The sequence below is a fragment of the Pelorhabdus sp. sgz311001 genome, from assembly GCF_055901755.1.
Map to the genome: position 1 here is coordinate 121,813 of NZ_JBVXUT010000006.1, position 16,237 is coordinate 138,049.

Below are 16,237 nucleotides of genomic sequence, written 5' to 3' on the forward strand. Positions count from 1 at the left end.
CTTCCTGGCTCGCAAATCTGACTTTACAAGGACTCATATTGCTACCCTCCGCTTCATAATGCGTGGTTTTTTCTGCAACATTACCGACCAGAAAAACTGCCCATAGCCCCATTCAAACGCCTTCCGGCAGAAGCAATAATGTTGAATTAGCTCGCTGAGTTCAAAACTAGACAACTGCGGCGCCATCGCTGCATAAGTTTCTTCTGCAATCTGGAAGCCGAGTTTTTCTTGGCTGACCATAACCTTAAGCTGATCAAAACGCTTTCTTGTTGCCTCATTCATGCCCTAGCCTCCCAATATGTAGATTTCAAGGACCACCAACACAATAGCCATAAAGATGCTAAACTCGATCGGGTAATCGTATAACAGAGTGTTCAATGACATCGCCTCCATTGACGGTGCTATTTTGCCGTGCTATACTGATTCTGAAAATTATTTATTGTAGGACTTACAGAATTAGTCGTCTGCGGTGCCACGCAGGCGGCTTTTTCTTTTTCCTTGCCTTGAAGATACTTAACGATATCTAAATTAAATTTCGTATCAAGCTCCATGAGTAAATTCAAGTCTGCTTGAATACCGTCGGCCCATCGATGCGCTATAATGGCTAACTGTTCATGCTCTTCTCGATCAAGCTGTGTTTTGTCGAGCAGCAGCTCCTGCAGTACTTCAATCAAGCAGGTAGCATTAATGTGATAAAGTCGGCATCGGACTAGCAGAGATTGAATATGCCGATCAACCTTTAGATAAGCAAATATCCTGCAACCGGTTCCTTCCAGAGCCACACTCATGGCCGCCATAAAATTTATGGAGGAAATCTGCTCCCTTTTCTGTGTTGGAATAGCCCTTCTACCATTCATTGCTGCATACAACGTTTTAACTGAATACCCAATATCAGCAGCAATCATTTTCGGTGGCTTATCACAGCAAGCAATCGCTATTTCAAGTACGTCTGAGGCATTTTGTAGCATATCTGGTGATATCAGAGTCGTGATTGTAGAAATATCCACGATTCCACCTCCCTTCAGTAGAAACGGTTATCTTTTTTGCTACGGAATAAAACCCTATACTAGTAACCAAGGAGATAATTAATCCTCACTCCTCCCCCCGCTCGTCCTCCCCCAGGACGGGCTAACTTTTTAACCAAAGTACACAAACCGAGTTGCGAGACTTTTGACAAGTTCCATGTGTGGCCATCTTGGCTTAGAAGCTTGCTTTTTGGGTTTAGGATAGCAACTCTGTTGATCTTTACATGTTGGTACAAAGACTTTGCTTCCAGGCAAAACCGTCCATTCATACTCACAACGATGATGGAAGCGCCGGCCACACCGGCGACAGTACCGCATTATTCCCTCACCCAATAATTAACTTGGATCTGATCGCCTGGATAAATGATGCAGTGCGAAGGCCTGTCCTTTAAAAGCTCGTAATTCAGCTCCAAGATACCTTCGCGAAACTCTTGAAAGGTTCGCTGAGAACCAGTGTTGCGCGAGATATACTTCTGGGCTATGCCGTCGATCGTGTCACCTGTATGAACGGTGTATACATCCGATACCATTCGAGTTTCTGCCTGACGATCAGTTGCGCCCAGAGATAGGAGTATGCTCCCAGCTAGAACCATGCCGATGGCTATATCCTTAAGAGTTTTTCTATCCACCTTGCTCCCTCCACTCATCCGTATTTTTTTCTTTTAATCCGACGGAAAACGGGATCAAATCCAACTTTGTCCTCAGCCTGCTTTGCAAGCCATTCTTCAAACGGCTTCCGAGGAATAATGAAGTCTCTTCCATTCTTGAAAGCCGGAAACGATGGATCGTTATGACATAGGCCACGAATTCTTTGCTCTCCTAGCGGAGTTAATTCCGCCGCTTCTTTAGGCGTAAGTGCGATCTTTTCAGTTGTTTCTGCCATACCCACTGCTCCTTTCAAAAGAATGTATGAAATACAAGATAAATTGCTCTAATGGCTCCAAATAAAGCCACTAGATTTTCAATAAATAAGCACTTTTTCTCTTGGCTTTTGCTTAATTGATACATTTTCACCCCACCTGTGAAAAATAGTGACGCCACTTTGATGCACTCTGTCACAATCGCGCCAAAAGCTGTTTTTACTGTGCTATATTGGAAACCGAAGGAGGTATCCAACGATGACGTCCGATCTTCCAAGACTTACTATTAGGCTCGAAATCGAGAACAAATTAAAGCTAAAATTCATTGCCGATCTGGAAGACCGTTCGGTTAATCGAGAAGCACGGCGTATCCTCTTGCGCTATATTGCTGAATTTGAAGAAAAGAACGGTGAAATTGATACTGAAAAAATGAAATTTCGCGAATAAGTATCACTTGTTTGGGAAATGGTAATCATGTGTAAAAGCTGCTTTTCATAGGAAACACTTCCCTTTTACCGAATAAAAAAGGCAAAAGAAGTACAGGTAACTTATTCCTTCCACTCGAACTATGTTGTTAATCACACAGCATAGCTACCTTAGGAGGAATAAAAAATGCAAATCGACTGGTTCCCAAATCTCTTATCTTGGATTGGCTCATCCGCATTTATTGGACTTCTTGTCTTTATAGGAAACGTATTAATTAGCCAAACCAAAGAAAAAAACCGCCTTCGAGTCTGTTGCCGAATTTTATTAGTTGAGGTAAGCAGGCATAAACTATGGTTAAAATTACTCCTAGATAAAAATCCCGATGTCCCCAAACTACTTTTAAGCTCAGACATAGTGGATAGTGATTGGACTAAGCTAAAATACGACCCAGCTTTCACGTTGATTCCATTCGATAAGTTTGAACTAATTATTGATCATTACCGAGAAATCTGCGCTCTACAAAAAGTTGTTGAAGGATCTTTAGAAAAAGGTATAAATCACATAGATCCTGGTTTGATTAACAAGAAGTTAGCTGGCTGTTATAAGGCTTACAAGATACTCTATGAATTTGCAAAACCCAATACCTATCCCAAACCCGATTATGGCAAATAGGCACGCTCGCTGCTCCATCATTGCTTCATGGTGTATAAATGCTATTTTTTTTAACGAATTATCTTCAGATCCCAACATCTTATTAAAATAACACTCACTAAGAATCTGACTATTACTGATTAGCAATGTATCTCTTTCCAATTCTGTTAGGGGCTCTTTTCGTAGTAATTGCTTTACTAAATCCTCACGCCTTATCGGATTTTCTCCACCTTCACCAGCTATGTTTGTTGGTGCTTTCATCCATTCACGCTCCTTTCCGTATTTTTTGCTTCATTTTGAAGCCTTCAAGATCAAAAAAAAGATTTTCTGCTTTAGATTTCAGTAACTTAGCAATTTTTAATGCTAATCCGTAACTGGGATTTCTTGCTCCAGTTTCGATTAATCCATAATAGCTGCGAGAAATACCAACACATTCAGCTACATAAGCTTGAGTTAATTCTCTTTTTTCTCTAGCTTCTACTAAAGCTTTTCTCATATAATCACCTCCAGCTTCATTTTGAAGCATTTATTGATTTAATTATATTGCTTCATTTTGTAGCTGTCAATATTAAAAGCAACTTTTTGAAGCAATATATTTTTTTGTTTCATTTTGTAGCATATAATTATATTTAGGAGTTGATTATATGACTTTCGGGAAAAGACTTGCTGAGTTGCGTGAGCAAAGAAAATTAACACAACTCGAATTATCAAATCTAACTACAATATCAAGATCAAGGCTTTCTCTTTATGAAACAGATAAACGAGAACCGGATCTTCAAACACTTAAGCAATTGGCCGAATTTTTCGGAGTTACTCCGAATGACCTTTTAGGAACTACTGAGCCGCTTGCAGAAAAGGAACCAAAAAAGCCAAAAGATCTCTTAAAACTTCTCGAACAAGAACAAGAACTTACCTTAAATGGCGAAGCACTTGGCGAAGACGATCTTGAAATTATTAAATCAGCAATTGAACAAGGGTATCATTTAGCAAAAAAACTCAACAAAAGATCTAAAGAAAAAAAGTTGTAGTATATATGCTACACAAGAAAAGCTCTACGCCCGTTACTTCCGGAAGCTAAATTACTTGAGGTAATCGGTAAAGAGACATCGGTAAAGGAATTTAAGTAAATTTACTTTTTTCGGGATGTGGTGTACTTGTACAATATCCCCTTGCGGGTGAGAAACCTCATCAACAAAACGTGCTATTGCGATCCTTATGCGATTGCGAAGCAACTAAAAATAGAAATTATAATTACTAAAGTGCCTAAAAGAGCTCATGGATTTTGGCGTCGAATTTTGCGACGAAAAATAATTTTTGTAAGTGACGAATTAATCGAAGAGTGGCAAGTCAAGGCTGTAATCTGTCATGAAATAGGCCACATAATACTTCATCCCTACTACAAAAGTTATTGTATTGCGGGACGTATATTTCTTTCAGACAATAAAAAAGAAACTGAAGCTGATGAATTTTCAGCTGAGTTTCTTGAACACATGGGATATGAGAAAAAGTATGTACTTGATTTTTTGAAAAACGGATGGAAGTAAAACAATATTGAGTAGTATTTCCCTAGGAGGTTGTTAGAAGTGAATCTATTGTTTTCAATTCTGCTCTTCTTATCATTTATGTTTCTTGTTATTGGATTGATTTCACCTGAAAAACTATTGAAATCAGAAAAAGAAAAAACAAGAAAGCAAGTTATAAAAATGTATACCCCTTGGATAATAATTTTTCTAATTTTAACTAGCCTTACAATGCCATCCGATGATAAAAAAGAATCTCAACCTGTTGTTTCAAAATCAACGCAGCAAACGAAAGAAAATGTTACATATACTTTGGGATCAGACTTGAATGCTTTTAAAGAAAAATACCCAGAAGCTCCTGTTCCTAAAGAATGGATCATGAAAAATATTTATGATAATAAATACCTATTGAGTTTTGGTGGAAACAAAATAAGTCCGGAAAAGATTCAATCCATCGACATCAGTTTGCAAAAACGAAAATCTGATTGGCATATTACCTCTCCTGAAGAACTTCCTCTCAAAAAGATTGAAGACGTAAATAAAGTTATTGCCACATTAATACCAGCAGATAGCAAGCTAGTAAGAGAAAAAACATTCAAGGATACCACTTATAAGGCGCCTCTAGAACGCACTAAGATTTTTAGAGAATATGAGAGCAATTGGCTTGCTGAAAACTTTACTCCAGCATCCTATGCTCAAGTAAAAAATAAAAAATTATTTACAGTTATTATAGATAAAATTGACAAAGGCTTTTTGGAAATAAATATTGCCGCCGATCCTCAAGCGTGGGAAGAAATTGAAGAAGGAAGTTTTCCTAATAGCGGATGGCAAGAAGTTAAATAATAAATTATTTTAAAATAATTCTGCCCCTTTACCGGGGTAAATTTTTCACCTATTGAAGCGAACATACGTACGGGAAAGGACTGTTTATATGGCACATTTACAATTTAAAGAAAATCATCATGTTATTTTGACCAGCCAAACAAATAATCAAGTTACCTCCATCTTCGACAAAATTGCAGAAACTGATCCGATTTTTAGAAAGGTATGGGGCTGTCACAGAACACCGTCTTTTTATATGCACATTAGCATTGATCAAGAAATGGATGAAGAAGATGCTCGTCTAATCGCTGAATCAATGAAGAAAACATACTACATTGCTAAAAAAATGAATCACGAAAGATATTTAAAAAAGTTAATATCTAAACATGCGTCTACCCAGAAAGCAAAGAAAATACGCTAATTCAACCCTACAGAAAAGGAGCTGGTATCATGCCAAAAATAAAAAAACGAGCTGACGGCCGTTACCAGGCTAAAGTAATGGTCGGTCATGACGATGACGGGAAACCAATTTATAAGTACATTTATGGTAAATCTCAAGCCGAAATCGATGAAAAAAAAGAAGAAATAAAAAAGCAGAACAAATTAGGGAATTATAAAAGCATTACTCTAAGCGATTGGCTTGATGAATGGATCGAAATACTAAACGACGAGGAAACACTTGCTGAATCGACAAGAGAAGGTTATGAATCCATTTGTCGACTCCACATTAAGCCTCAGATCGGCAAACACAAGATCCAGGACATAACACCTCAACACATTCGAAAAATGCTTAAAACAAAAAAAGACGAAGGCCTCAGCCAACGTCGTCTGCAATATATCTATGTAACTTTAAATGCGGCAATCAAACAAGCTATTCGGGATGAAATTCTATCATCAAACCCTTGTGCTGCTGTAAATAAACCGCAACCAGAAGAAAAAGAGCAGCTAGTTCTCTCTGATGCTCAATTCAAAGCACTTTTAAATGAAGCAAAGGGATCTGAATACTACGTTTTATATGAACTAGCCTGGGATAGCGGTATGCGAAACGGTGAGCTCCTCGGCCTTCCTTGGCATAATGTTGATTTTAAGAAAAACACTATTAAGGTATCGCAAAAAGTAATTCGCACTCATGCCAGCGGTGTTCATATCACCGACAAGCTTAAAAGCAAAAATTCCTACAGAACGATTCCTATCACTAAAGAAGTGATGGTACTTCTAAAAAAACACAAGGCTGAACAAAGTAAAGCTATCTGCGATTATGGCCTTGGGTATCAAGGTTCTTTAGACTTGATCTTCCCTAACCCAGATGGATCACCACAAGAACCGTCAAACGTATCAAATGATTTCAAGCGGATCATTCGAAAGCTTGGGTTTGATGACAGTCTACATTTCCACGACCTTCGCCACACCCATGCAACCAACCTAGCTGAAATGGGTGTACATCCAAAAGCAATGCAGGTAAGACTCGGCCATGCGACGAGCGCTTTTACCATGGATAAATACACTCACGACACGCAAAAAATCCAAGAAGGCATCACTGAAAAATTAGAGCAAAGACGCAAACCAAAATCTGTAAGTAGTCAAAAAGTAGTCAAAGCCCGAGGGACTAAATAACGAAATAAGGCCCCGCGATCGCCGCGAGGCCTTATTTCTTGTGCACCTTTTGGTGCCGAGGACCGGAATCGAACCGGTACGGAGATCACTCTCCGACGGATTTTAAGTCCGTTGCGTCTGCCAGTTCCGCCACCCCGGCATGTGTGGAGGCGGCACCCAGATTTGAACTGGGGGATAAAGGTTTTGCAGACCTCTGCCTTACCACTTGGCTATGCCGCCATTGGAGCGGAAAACGAGATTCGAACTCGCGACCCTCGCCTTGGCAAGGCGATGCTCTACCACTGAGCTACTTCCGCATAATTGGTGCCGCAAGACAGAATCGAACTGTCGACACGAGGATTTTCAGTCCTCTGCTCTACCGACTGAGCTATCGCGGCAAATGGCGACCCGGATGGGACTTGAACCCACGACCTCCGCCGTGACAGGGCGGCATTCTAACCAACTAAACTACCGGGCCATTCATAAGTTACTTTGTTAGTATAACACCTTCAACTTACTATGTCAACAACTTTTTTTATTCATTTGAAACTCGAAAGTTATTTCCACAGCAAATAATATTATAGCAAAAAAATAAAATTAGTCAATAGTTTTCCAATCATTTTCTTATTGACGCCGCAAAACTTTTTGAATCGTCTCTAAAACCTGTGCTGGATCAAATGGCTTGACTAAAAAATCGGATGCTCCTGCCTGCAAGGCGTCGCTAATAACTGCTTTTTGACCGATTGCAGTTACCATAATAATGACGGCACTAGGAAATTCCTCTCGAATCATCCGAACTGCTTCAATCCCATCCATTTTAGGCATAGTAATATCCATTGTCGTCAGCTCAGGTTGAAATTGCCGAAAAAGCTGTACGGCCTGCTTGCCATCACCAGCTTCACCGACAATTTCATGCCCATTATCTATAAGCAGCTTTTTAAGCATCATCCGCATAAATGCCGAATCATCACATACTAATATTTTCGCCATTTAAAATTTCCGCCCTTCTCTCAGTTAACTATTAATCCGCCGCTTTAAACCGTTTCTCCAAATTGTTCAAAGTGTCTTTCAAATGAGTTTCTAGCTTTTCTTCTAATTCTTTCAAGTTTTTCGCATCAAAATCAAAAATCATTTCCGGTGTACGGTGAAGGCGAATTTCACCAAAATATTCATCCCGATAAATATTATAATACAGCAAAAAATTGCTTTCTTCGGAAAAACAGCTGTAGTCTAGAACAATGTAGGAACCATTAATTACTTTAACTGGTTCCTGCGGTGAAATAAATAAAGAAAAAGGCCCTATTGCATGAGGTAATTTTGTTCCATACTCCCATGTAGTAATCTTCGTTTGCAAAAGCACGCTTTCTAGATGATGCTCTTCAAATACAGCTAATTCGTGCAACGTATTTTCCATTCTTTCCTGCAGCAAGCTTTCAAAAGCGGCTAAGTCTGTCACGATATAACTTACATCATTATACTCAGTCAGTCCGATAATAACACGGACCATAAAATCTTTCGTCGCTTCATCATAGAAAGCAATAAATCGGCGTCTTTTAGCGGAAAACTCATAATTAAACAAAATGGTCTGCGTCCCACTCGTTTCACGTAGCGTACTCAGCTCAAACCCCAGCAAATTTTGCGGCAGTTTTTCCGGATACGTCCAAGCCTCTAGTTCTTCTTGAATTGACATAAATTCTAGCCTCATTTTATTGTAAGATAGCTTTAAAACCTTCTAAATTGAATCATCGTTAATGTATTCTTCACAAACTTGCCAAAAACCTGCTATAACGTCACCAATCTCCTTAGCTTTGCATAGTAATACATCGAATGAATTATAGCGGGAGGATATAGGATGAATTACCTAAAAAGCTTTCGTTTACTCACCTTGGTTACACTAGTATTTCTGCTGTCCGCCTGTGGTCTGAATCAAGGAACTCAGACTACGAAAACAAGCGAGGCGCCACCGCCCGCCTGGGCGCCGACCTTGTCGCCGCTTTCGTCGCAGGCAACAGTAAAGGTAGGCATGAAACAGGTCATATCTGATGCTGGTATTTTAATTGGTATGGCCAAAGGCTACTATCAAGATGTCGGCATTACCATCGAAGCGGTTCAATTTAATTCTGGTCAGGAAATGATCAACCAATTAGCAGCAGGACAACTAGATGTAGGTGCAACCGTAAGCGCCTCAGGCCTCTTCAACGCCATGTCGCGGGATATCCCGGTAAAAATTGTAGCTGATAAAGGCATTAATGTCCCTGGCAAAGGTTATTATCGGCTCGTAATACGCAAAGATTTAGCAAACAGTATTCAAAATTATCAAGATCTGCGCGGTAAAAAGCTCGCCATTGTCGGCACAGCTTCACTTGATGAAATTTCCTTAGACCGAGTATTACAGAAAGGCGGCTTAACCGAAAAAGATGTTCAGATCGAAGTTATCCGCTCTTTCAGCGATATGCTTGTTTCCCTGGCCAACAAAAGCATTGATGGCGCTATGGTCATTGAGCCATTTATTGCTCAAGGCATAGCTAAAGACCTCATTGACCCTTGGAAGGATCCCTCAGAATATGATCCAGACGCGCAAACAGCGCTTCTCGTGTTTGGCGCCAGTTTAACCAAACAGCCTGATGTAGCCAATCGCTTTATGACAGCCTATGTAAAAGCGCTCCGTGATTATAACGATGCTTTTTTCTACAATAAAAACAAAGCAGATATCGTTTCCATCCTTTGTAAATATTCTGTTATAAAAGATCCACTGTTATACGAAAAAATGTTTCCTACAGGTCTGAATCCCAACGGCTATGTCCGTCTCCACGGCATAGATCTGGATCTTGCTTGGTATCAAGAACATCAATTGATAAAAAGCCTTGCCACTTCTGATGTTGTAGATAATCGTTATGTTGATTTTGCTATAAGTAAACTGGGAGATTACCAGCCAGGAGGAAATTAATGATGAAGCTGCAAAGAGCTCAAATTCTTCACCTTCTCCCCTTACTCTCCCCTTTAACGCTCCTACTTTTCTGGGAAATCTTAGCTCGCACTGGCTTCATAGACATTCGCCTTTATTCTTCGCCCACGCTCATTGCTAGTACCTTTTTGCCGCTGCTTTACTCAGGTGAACTTGCTTATAATACACTTATCAGCGTCCAAAGAGTTCTCCTCGGCTTTCTATTAGGATCTTTGCCAGGAATTCTACTTGGCATCAGCATGGGACTGTCCCCGGTCATTCGCACTCTCATTGAACCGCTCATTGCTGCAACTTACCCCATACCGAAACTTGCCGTAATGCCGCTGATTCTCCTTGTATTCGGCATTGACGAAACGTCGAAGGTTTTCACCATAGCGATTGGCGTATTTTATCTTGTTGTCATCAATACCTTGGCAGGTGTTGTAAACATTGACAAGATTTATTTGGATGTGGCGAAAAATTTTGGCGCCAATCGAAAAGACTTTTACCTTACCGTTGCACTTCCCGGTGCTTTACCTATGATTTTTGCTGGATTAAAGTTAGGTATGGGCATGGCTCTGATCCTCATCGTAGCTGCTGAAATGTCGGCTGCAAAAGCCGGTGTCGGCTGGATGATCTGGCGTTCTTACGACATGTTTGATATTGAAACCATGTTTGTCGCGCTCATCACGCTCTCGATTCTTGGTTATATTTTTTCCCTCGTGCTCGACGGAGTCGAAAAAATCGTCCTCCCCTGGAAAAAACAGGATTACTAGGAGGTCTCGCCCTTGAACAAAAACAAACCTTGCATCATCCTTCAAGACATGGAAAAAAGGTTCGCAACACCAACTGGCTCGATTACCGCCTTAAGCAAAATTAATCTCGTCGTAAATCAGGGAGAGTTTGTCGTGATTGTCGGACCGAGTGGCTGCGGCAAAACCACATTATTACGTATTCTAGCAAATCTAGATCGGCAGAGCAGTGGTAAAATAAAAATCTTACACCAAAATCTTCACCAACCACTTACCTCTATGGTGTTTCAAGAACAATCTATTTTTCCCTGGATGACTGTGATTGAAAATGTTTCATATGGTCTGCGTCTGCGCGGCATGAAGAAAAAAGACCGCTATGAAATCGCCGACCGCTACATTTCTATGATAGGACTACAAGATTTTTCCTCAGTCTATCCACATCAGCTTTCCGGCGGAATGAAACAGCGCGTAAGTGTGGCAAGAGCTTTTGCCAATGATCCAGAGATTCTATTGATGGATGAACCCTTCGGCGCCCTTGACGAACAAAACCGCCTGATTTTACAACAAGAACTTTTAAAAATCTGGAATCAATATCAAAAAACGACTGTTTTCATTACCCACAGTATTGACGAAGCCCTGGTATTAGGGGATCGAGTCGTTCTCATGTCGGCTCATCCCGGCACCATTAAAACGATCATTCCTGTTGATCTGCCTAGACCACGGGAAATTTCAGATCTTCGCACCTCGACTCACTATCAGGAACTCTTTAAAAAAATTTGGCTCCTCCTAAAGGAAGAAGTCGTTAAAGTAAACCGACATACTCTACCACATCCCAAGGGAACATAATAGTAAACCCAAAATACTAAGAGGCCAAACAAAAAAGAGCTAGAGCGAAAATATCTCATTTCGCTTATAGCTCTTTGTATTATTCTACGCTAACCATCTTCTGTTTATCACATCATTAGTCTTTGATCTGATCGCGTTTCAGCCAATCGATTAAAATAGTTTCTCTAAAGCTTTTAATTTTTTCTAACGACTCAGGCGTCCAGTCATAAAGACCTGTACCAGTTTTGGCGCCTAGTTTTCCTGCAGCCACAGCTTCCTGCAATAATTTTGAGCCTGTTGTCTCATTGCATAAATCAGCTAACAAATAGCTGGAAATATTATTAAAAATGTCAAGTCCGCCTAAATCAGCGCTTTCCAAAGGACCTGTTGTAGCTAAACGACGGCCAAGACTATATTTCATGGTTGTATCAACCGCTTCTGGCGTAGCAATGCCCGATTCTACAATATACAAAGCTTCTCGCAGCAAAGCCAGCTGTAGTCTGTTACCGATAAAACCAAGAGCTTCCCGTTTTAAGGCAACAGGTTTTTTCTGAATGAGTTCCATGAGCTTCCAAGTGATTTGTACGGTTTCCTCAGAAGTTCCTTTACCTGGAACAACTTCGACAAGTGGAACTAGATGAGGCGGATTCCAGAAATGAGCTACGACGAATTTATCTTTGCGCTGCAATGGTTCAGCAATCGCAGTAGGACTCAAGCCAGACGTATTTGTGGCAAAAATGGTATGAGGCGCGCAAAGTTTATCAAGCTTACCCCAAATTTCCTGTTTAATAGCCAGTTCTTCGGCAACAGATTCAATAATGAAATCAGCCTTTTCAGCAACGGCTTCCAGTGTTGTTACACCTTCTACACGCGCTAAAATAGATGCTACATCATCCTCTTTTACCAAGCCATTAGCGACATAAGTTTTTAAGGCGCCTTTGATACTGTTAACGCCGCGCTCAATACTGCTTTCAGACCGACCATACATTTTTACTTCATAGCCGGCCATGGCAAAGGCCAAAGCTGTACCAAAACCCATGGTTCCAGTACCTAGGTTCCCAATGACTTTAATGTCTTTTACATCCATTCTGTCTCCCCCTCATCAACTCAGTTGCAAAAGCGTTTTGTAATTTTACAAATTATAGAATAATTATAACATTTTTAACCGATTCTTGCACTGTAAAAATTATTACGACTAAATATATTCCTTATTTTTAAATTTTCGTATAAAAAAGAGATGCATAAAATGCATCTCTTTTGAGTTTCTGGCAGGGGCAGAAGGACTTGAACCCTCAACCAATGGTTTTGGAGACCACTACTCTACCAATTGAGCTATACCCCTATGAAATTGGAGCGGAAAACGAGATTCGAACTCGCGACCCTCGCCTTGGCAAGGCGATGCTCTACCACTGAGCTACTTCCGCAATATGGCGACCCGGATGGGACTTGAACCCACGACCTCCGCCGTGACAGGGCGGCATTCTAACCAACTAAACTACCGGGCCGAACCAGCTTTTATATAATAACATATTATATATACTTTGGCAAGAACTTTTTACTAGTACTTTTTCTTCTCGCATTTACCTTAGCAGCAGCTTTGACAAAACTGCTTGGAGACAAGAACTTCCTCTAAAGATGCAGGTCTCCCTAAATAATAACCTTGCCCACAATCAACTTCTAATTTCTTTAAAATATGCCAAATGGCATCATTTTCGACAAACTCAGCAATCGTTTTCTTTCCCAACGTATGGGCTACCGCATTCATCGCTTGTACAAGAGCCTGTTGCTTGGGATTATTCTCTAGGTTTCTTACAAAGGATCCATCAATTTTCAAATAGTCAACTGGCAGCTTTCCTAAGTGAGAAAAAGAAGAGAAACCGACACCAAAATCATCTAGAGCAAAATGACAGCCGAGCTTCTTTAAACCATTAATCCATTTTTCTACTATTGATAAATCCTTGATTGTCGCACTTTCTGTAATCTCAAAACCAAGTCGATTTGGCTCTATGCCGCTTTCTAGTATAGAGCGTTCAATCCAGCTTAAGAGCCCTTCATCACTCAGGGTAAAACCTGATAAGTTCACAAAAATTCTTAACTGCGGCTGATTTTCAAGTACCGAAAGTGTTTTCGATATCACCCAGCGATCAATAGAGGCTATGAGACCACTCTTTTCCGCCACAGGAATAAAGTCAACTGGTGAAATAATATGGTCACCATCTATTAGCCGGATCAGCGCCTCATAATGAATAATGCCCTTGCCTGACTGATAAATAGGCTGAAACACTAGTTTAAACTGATCACGTCGTAATGCCTGATAAATTAAAGCCACTTTGCGATTCATTTCAAAAATACGACGACGGTCATCAATATCACTGATAAGCATAACCCGGTTTTTTCCGGCTTCCTTAGCCTGATGAACCGCGGCATCTACATAAGAAAAAATACGTTTTACTTCAACCGCTTCATCAATATAGACAATACCAATACTTGCCGTAACGCGAAGAGGAATTTTGCTGGCATCGACATAAAAGTTTTCTTTTTCTAATGTTTTTAAGAGCCTTGTAGCCATGCAGTTCGCCTTTTCCAAGGTAGTCTCATACAGAAAAATTAAAAACTCATCGCCGCCTAAACGGGCTAAAAAATCACCTTTACGCAGGTTGCGCTTCAATAATTTTACAGCCTGTTGCAATAAACGGTCACCCGCCTTATGGCCATACGAATTATTGACAAGATTAAAATTATCAAAATCAAGTAGCAGTAACGCGCTTTTTTGCGCCACACAACCATTTGTGCCTGTCTTTTTCAAATGTTCTTCTAAATAGTAGCGGTTTGGAATATCTGTAAGATAATCATAGTGGGCCAAATGCCATAGTCTTTCTTCCATCTGCTTGCGATGACTAATATCACGGATAATACTCAATAAAACAGGCACCCCAGCTACAATGCTTCGTTGCGATTGAACCTGCACGTAAAAAACCGTACCATTTTTCCGCTTATGCTTTGCTTCAAAACAAACGCCGGCGGCTCCGGCTAATTTCATCTGTTCTAAAATTAGAGCTGCTTCCGTACCGTCTTCCCGCACATCAAAAATCGTTAAAGCTGTGAGTTCTTCCGCTGAGTAGCCATAGACACGAAGCGCAGCATCATTACCTGCTAGAATTTGCCCTTCTAAAGCTATAAATAAAATAATATCTCCTGTCTTTTCTGCGAGAACCTGATATTTTTGAATCTGCGCTTCTATTTCGGCAAACAAAATCTTTTCTTGCGCCTTTCCTACCGACTCAGAATCATTTTTCTTCACAAAAAATCCTCCTACCTCGCGCTCTCAAAAAAATAAAAGACCAGGCCTGACACCTGGTCTATCTATACAGGGAGCAACCTGGCAATCATAGACATCCTGTCTTTAGACCCATAGCTTTGCGTCCTTATCTTTCGATAAGTTTGCCATATTCATTATCTTTATTTATATCATAACATGCTAATAACTGTCAATTCAGGACTTCTTAAATAGTTTACTTAAATTTTCCGACTGCCCCGTTTGGTAATAGGAGTTCCGGCTTTGCAAGCGGGACATTCTTCTGGTGCAAAAGACGCCACATCAAGATGCAACAACGCCTCAGTCGGCGCTTCAAAGGAAGCTTTACCACCGCTGCGATCCACAAGAATCCCCACCCCAGCAATAATTCCGCCTGTTGGTTTAATTGTGTCAATCACTTCCTGCACCGAGCCACCTGTTGTAACGATATCTTCCACGACGAGAACGCGTTCACCGGGATCGACGTAAAAACCGCGCCGCAGTGCCATTTTGCCGTTTTCCCTTTCCGTAAAGAGCGCTCTTGTACCAAGCTCTTTAGCCACTTCATGAGCCAAAAGAATACCGCCAGTCATCGGTCCGATAACTACGTCAATCTTAGCATCACGAAATTTTTCAGCTAAAGCTTTGCATAACGTTTCGGTATGTTTCGGCTGCTGCAGTACCTGAAATTTCTCAACATACATCATACTATGACGGCCAGAGGTCAATAGAAAATGGCCTTCTAAAATCGCCCCAGTTTGTATAAATAACTCTTTTACTTCTGCTTCAGTCATCATACCGTCTCCATTTCTGCTAGTATTTTTTCTACGGCCAAGTTCTTGTCGGCCGCCTGCGTAATAGGCCGCCCAATAACTAAATGCGTTGCCCCTGCCGTAAGAGCCGCTGCTGGCGTACTGGCGCGACTTTGATCTTGCAATGCTGCTCCGGCTGGTCGAATTCCCGGCGTGACGATCAAGAAGTCGTCGCCGCAGGCTTTTCGAATCATCGCGGCTTCATGAGGCGAAGCGACAACGCCGTCCATCCCCGCCGATTTAGCTAGCTTAGCTAACGTTAAAACTTCTTCACCAATCGCAAGCGGGCAGCCCACTTGCTTCAAAGCTACCTCGTCCATACTTGTTAATATAGTAACAGCTAAAAGTTTGGGGACCTCACGATTTTCCGCCGCAGCACTTTCCTTCACAGCTTGAGCGGCGGCCTGCATCATAGCAAAGCCGCCAAGAGAATGAAGTGTCATTAGCGAAACGCCTAACTTCGAAAGCGCTGCCGCACTTTTTGCCACAGTATTAGGAATATCATGAAGCTTCAAATCTAAAAAAATCGATTTGTTTTTGGATTGCAGATAACGCAATACCTCATTGCCTTGACTATAGTAAAACTGCATGCCTACTTTATAAAAGCTGACAGAATCGCCTAGTTCGTCAACAATCTGTTTTGCTTCCTCAAGCGTATTTACATCTAAAGCAACGATACAGCGTGAATTACTTTTCGCACTCATACCTGTTC

General features: G+C 40.9%; 21 protein-coding genes, 8 tRNA genes and 1 riboswitch. Of the genes, 10 read left to right on the top strand and 19 right to left on the bottom strand.

Annotated features, from left to right (window positions below):
* Positions 1 to 33 precede the first annotated feature (33 nt).
* From AC0MXB_RS15325 to AC0MXB_RS15340, 4 genes are all read right to left on the bottom strand, one after another.
* Positions 34 to 282, bottom strand: a complete 249-nt coding sequence (locus tag AC0MXB_RS15325) for a hypothetical protein (RefSeq protein WP_474040602.1) — start codon at positions 280 to 282, stop codon at positions 34 to 36.
* A gap of 119 nt (positions 283 to 401) precedes the next feature.
* Entirely contained in the window at positions 402 to 1,007 is a 606-nt protein-coding gene (locus tag AC0MXB_RS15330) for a hypothetical protein (RefSeq protein ID WP_474040603.1), read from the bottom strand.
* A 335-nt stretch (positions 1,008 to 1,342) separates the two neighbouring features.
* Positions 1,343 to 1,654, bottom strand: coding sequence for a LysM peptidoglycan-binding domain-containing protein (locus AC0MXB_RS15335; RefSeq protein ID WP_474040604.1), 312 nt, complete (start codon positions 1,652 to 1,654; stop codon positions 1,343 to 1,345).
* A gap of 14 nt (positions 1,655 to 1,668) precedes the next feature.
* On the bottom strand, positions 1,669 to 1,908 hold the full coding sequence (locus tag AC0MXB_RS15340) for a helix-turn-helix domain-containing protein (RefSeq protein WP_474040605.1): 240 nt from the start codon (positions 1,906 to 1,908) through the stop codon (positions 1,669 to 1,671).
* A gap of 235 nt (positions 1,909 to 2,143) precedes the next feature.
* On the opposite strand from AC0MXB_RS15340, the gene AC0MXB_RS15345 reads away from it, so the two are divergent.
* Together AC0MXB_RS15345 and AC0MXB_RS15350 are read left to right on the top strand one after the other, a co-directional pair.
* A complete protein-coding gene (locus tag AC0MXB_RS15345) occupies positions 2,144 to 2,332 on the top strand; it encodes a hypothetical protein (RefSeq protein WP_474040606.1) in 189 nt (62 codons plus the stop codon).
* 165 nt (positions 2,333 to 2,497) lie between these two features.
* Positions 2,498 to 2,983: a hypothetical protein gene (locus tag AC0MXB_RS15350; RefSeq protein ID WP_474040607.1), complete on the top strand. Its 486-nt coding sequence runs from the start codon at positions 2,498 to 2,500 to the stop codon at positions 2,981 to 2,983.
* Between the two features lie 244 nt (positions 2,984 to 3,227).
* On the opposite strand, the gene AC0MXB_RS15355 is transcribed toward AC0MXB_RS15350, so the two are convergent.
* Positions 3,228 to 3,458: a helix-turn-helix transcriptional regulator gene (locus AC0MXB_RS15355; protein WP_474040608.1), complete on the bottom strand. Its 231-nt coding sequence runs from the start codon at positions 3,456 to 3,458 to the stop codon at positions 3,228 to 3,230.
* A gap of 148 nt (positions 3,459 to 3,606) precedes the next feature.
* Between AC0MXB_RS15355 and AC0MXB_RS15360 the strand changes: the two genes are divergently transcribed.
* From AC0MXB_RS15360 to AC0MXB_RS15380, 5 genes are all read left to right on the top strand, one after another.
* The gene (locus AC0MXB_RS15360) at positions 3,607 to 3,990 is read left to right on the top strand and encodes a helix-turn-helix domain-containing protein (protein ID WP_474040609.1); all 384 of its coding nucleotides are present in this window, start codon (positions 3,607 to 3,609) and stop codon (positions 3,988 to 3,990) included.
* 126 nt (positions 3,991 to 4,116) lie between these two features.
* The gene (locus AC0MXB_RS15365; protein ID WP_474040610.1) at positions 4,117 to 4,506 is read left to right on the top strand and encodes an ImmA/IrrE family metallo-endopeptidase; all 390 of its coding nucleotides are present in this window, start codon (positions 4,117 to 4,119) and stop codon (positions 4,504 to 4,506) included.
* Between the two features lie 39 nt (positions 4,507 to 4,545).
* Positions 4,546 to 5,325, top strand: coding sequence for a hypothetical protein (locus AC0MXB_RS15370; RefSeq protein WP_474040611.1), 780 nt, complete (start codon positions 4,546 to 4,548; stop codon positions 5,323 to 5,325).
* A gap of 88 nt (positions 5,326 to 5,413) precedes the next feature.
* A complete protein-coding gene (locus AC0MXB_RS15375; protein WP_474040612.1) occupies positions 5,414 to 5,725 on the top strand; it encodes a hypothetical protein in 312 nt (103 codons plus the stop codon).
* Between the two features lie 29 nt (positions 5,726 to 5,754).
* Entirely contained in the window at positions 5,755 to 6,918 is a 1,164-nt protein-coding gene (locus AC0MXB_RS15380; RefSeq protein ID WP_474040613.1) for a site-specific integrase, read from the top strand.
* Between the two features lie 50 nt (positions 6,919 to 6,968).
* Here AC0MXB_RS15380 and AC0MXB_RS15385 read toward each other — a convergent pair.
* The 7 genes from AC0MXB_RS15385 to AC0MXB_RS15415 form a co-directional block, all read right to left on the bottom strand.
* Positions 6,969 to 7,057, bottom strand: a tRNA-Leu gene (locus tag AC0MXB_RS15385).
* A 5-nt stretch (positions 7,058 to 7,062) separates the two neighbouring features.
* Positions 7,063 to 7,137, bottom strand: a tRNA-Cys gene (locus AC0MXB_RS15390).
* 2 nt (positions 7,138 to 7,139) lie between these two features.
* Positions 7,140 to 7,214, bottom strand: a tRNA-Gly gene (locus tag AC0MXB_RS15395).
* A gap of 5 nt (positions 7,215 to 7,219) precedes the next feature.
* Positions 7,220 to 7,295: transfer RNA gene (locus AC0MXB_RS15400), tRNA-Phe, on the bottom strand.
* A gap of 3 nt (positions 7,296 to 7,298) precedes the next feature.
* Positions 7,299 to 7,375: transfer RNA gene (locus AC0MXB_RS15405), tRNA-Asp, on the bottom strand.
* 146 nt (positions 7,376 to 7,521) lie between these two features.
* Positions 7,522 to 7,887 (bottom strand): response regulator, encoded by a 366-nt coding sequence (locus tag AC0MXB_RS15410; protein ID WP_474040614.1) that lies wholly within the window; start codon positions 7,885 to 7,887, stop codon positions 7,522 to 7,524.
* Between the two features lie 31 nt (positions 7,888 to 7,918).
* Positions 7,919 to 8,587 carry a hypothetical protein gene (locus AC0MXB_RS15415; protein ID WP_474040615.1) on the bottom strand — a complete coding sequence of 223 codons (669 nt, stop codon included), beginning with the start codon at positions 8,585 to 8,587 and terminating at the stop codon, positions 7,919 to 7,921.
* Between the two features lie 162 nt (positions 8,588 to 8,749).
* Here AC0MXB_RS15415 and AC0MXB_RS15420 point away from each other — a divergent pair, with 162 nt between their 5' ends.
* The 3 genes from AC0MXB_RS15420 to AC0MXB_RS15430 are packed head-to-tail and all read left to right on the top strand — an operon-like array spanning position 8,750 to position 11,439.
* On the top strand, positions 8,750 to 9,844 hold the full coding sequence (locus AC0MXB_RS15420; RefSeq protein ID WP_474040616.1) for an ABC transporter substrate-binding protein: 1,095 nt from the start codon (positions 8,750 to 8,752) through the stop codon (positions 9,842 to 9,844).
* A complete protein-coding gene (locus tag AC0MXB_RS15425) occupies positions 9,844 to 10,617 on the top strand; it encodes an ABC transporter permease (protein WP_474040617.1) in 774 nt (257 codons plus the stop codon). Before AC0MXB_RS15420 ends, AC0MXB_RS15425 begins: the two co-directional genes overlap by 1 nt.
* Positions 10,618 to 10,629: 12 nt before the next feature.
* On the top strand, positions 10,630 to 11,439 hold the full coding sequence (locus AC0MXB_RS15430; protein ID WP_474040618.1) for an ABC transporter ATP-binding protein: 810 nt from the start codon (positions 10,630 to 10,632) through the stop codon (positions 11,437 to 11,439).
* Between the two features lie 115 nt (positions 11,440 to 11,554).
* On the opposite strand, the gene AC0MXB_RS15435 is transcribed toward AC0MXB_RS15430, so the two are convergent.
* The 7 genes from AC0MXB_RS15435 to pyrF form a co-directional block, all read right to left on the bottom strand.
* Positions 11,555 to 12,505 (bottom strand): 3-hydroxyacyl-CoA dehydrogenase family protein, encoded by a 951-nt coding sequence (locus AC0MXB_RS15435; protein WP_474040619.1) that lies wholly within the window; start codon positions 12,503 to 12,505, stop codon positions 11,555 to 11,557.
* Positions 12,506 to 12,684: 179 nt separating this feature from the next.
* Positions 12,685 to 12,760, bottom strand: a tRNA-Trp gene (locus AC0MXB_RS15440).
* A gap of 7 nt (positions 12,761 to 12,767) precedes the next feature.
* Positions 12,768 to 12,842: transfer RNA gene (locus AC0MXB_RS15445), tRNA-Gly, on the bottom strand.
* Between the two features lie 4 nt (positions 12,843 to 12,846).
* A tRNA-Asp gene (locus tag AC0MXB_RS15450) sits at positions 12,847 to 12,923 on the bottom strand.
* 80 nt (positions 12,924 to 13,003) lie between these two features.
* Complete coding sequence (locus AC0MXB_RS15455) at positions 13,004 to 14,719, bottom strand: putative bifunctional diguanylate cyclase/phosphodiesterase (RefSeq protein ID WP_474040620.1); 1,716 nt, start codon at positions 14,717 to 14,719, stop codon at positions 13,004 to 13,006.
* Positions 14,720 to 14,788: 69 nt separating this feature from the next.
* A riboswitch (cyclic di-GMP riboswitch) is annotated at positions 14,789 to 14,874 on the bottom strand.
* Positions 14,875 to 14,934: 60 nt separating this feature from the next.
* Positions 14,935 to 15,507 carry an orotate phosphoribosyltransferase gene (gene pyrE, locus AC0MXB_RS15460; protein WP_474040720.1) on the bottom strand — a complete coding sequence of 191 codons (573 nt, stop codon included), beginning with the start codon at positions 15,505 to 15,507 and terminating at the stop codon, positions 14,935 to 14,937.
* Positions 15,507 to 16,229, bottom strand: coding sequence for an orotidine-5'-phosphate decarboxylase (gene pyrF, locus AC0MXB_RS15465; protein ID WP_474040621.1), 723 nt, complete (start codon positions 16,227 to 16,229; stop codon positions 15,507 to 15,509). The genes pyrE and pyrF overlap by 1 nt, the downstream gene beginning before the upstream one ends.
* Between the last annotated feature and the right edge of the window lie 8 nt (positions 16,230 to 16,237).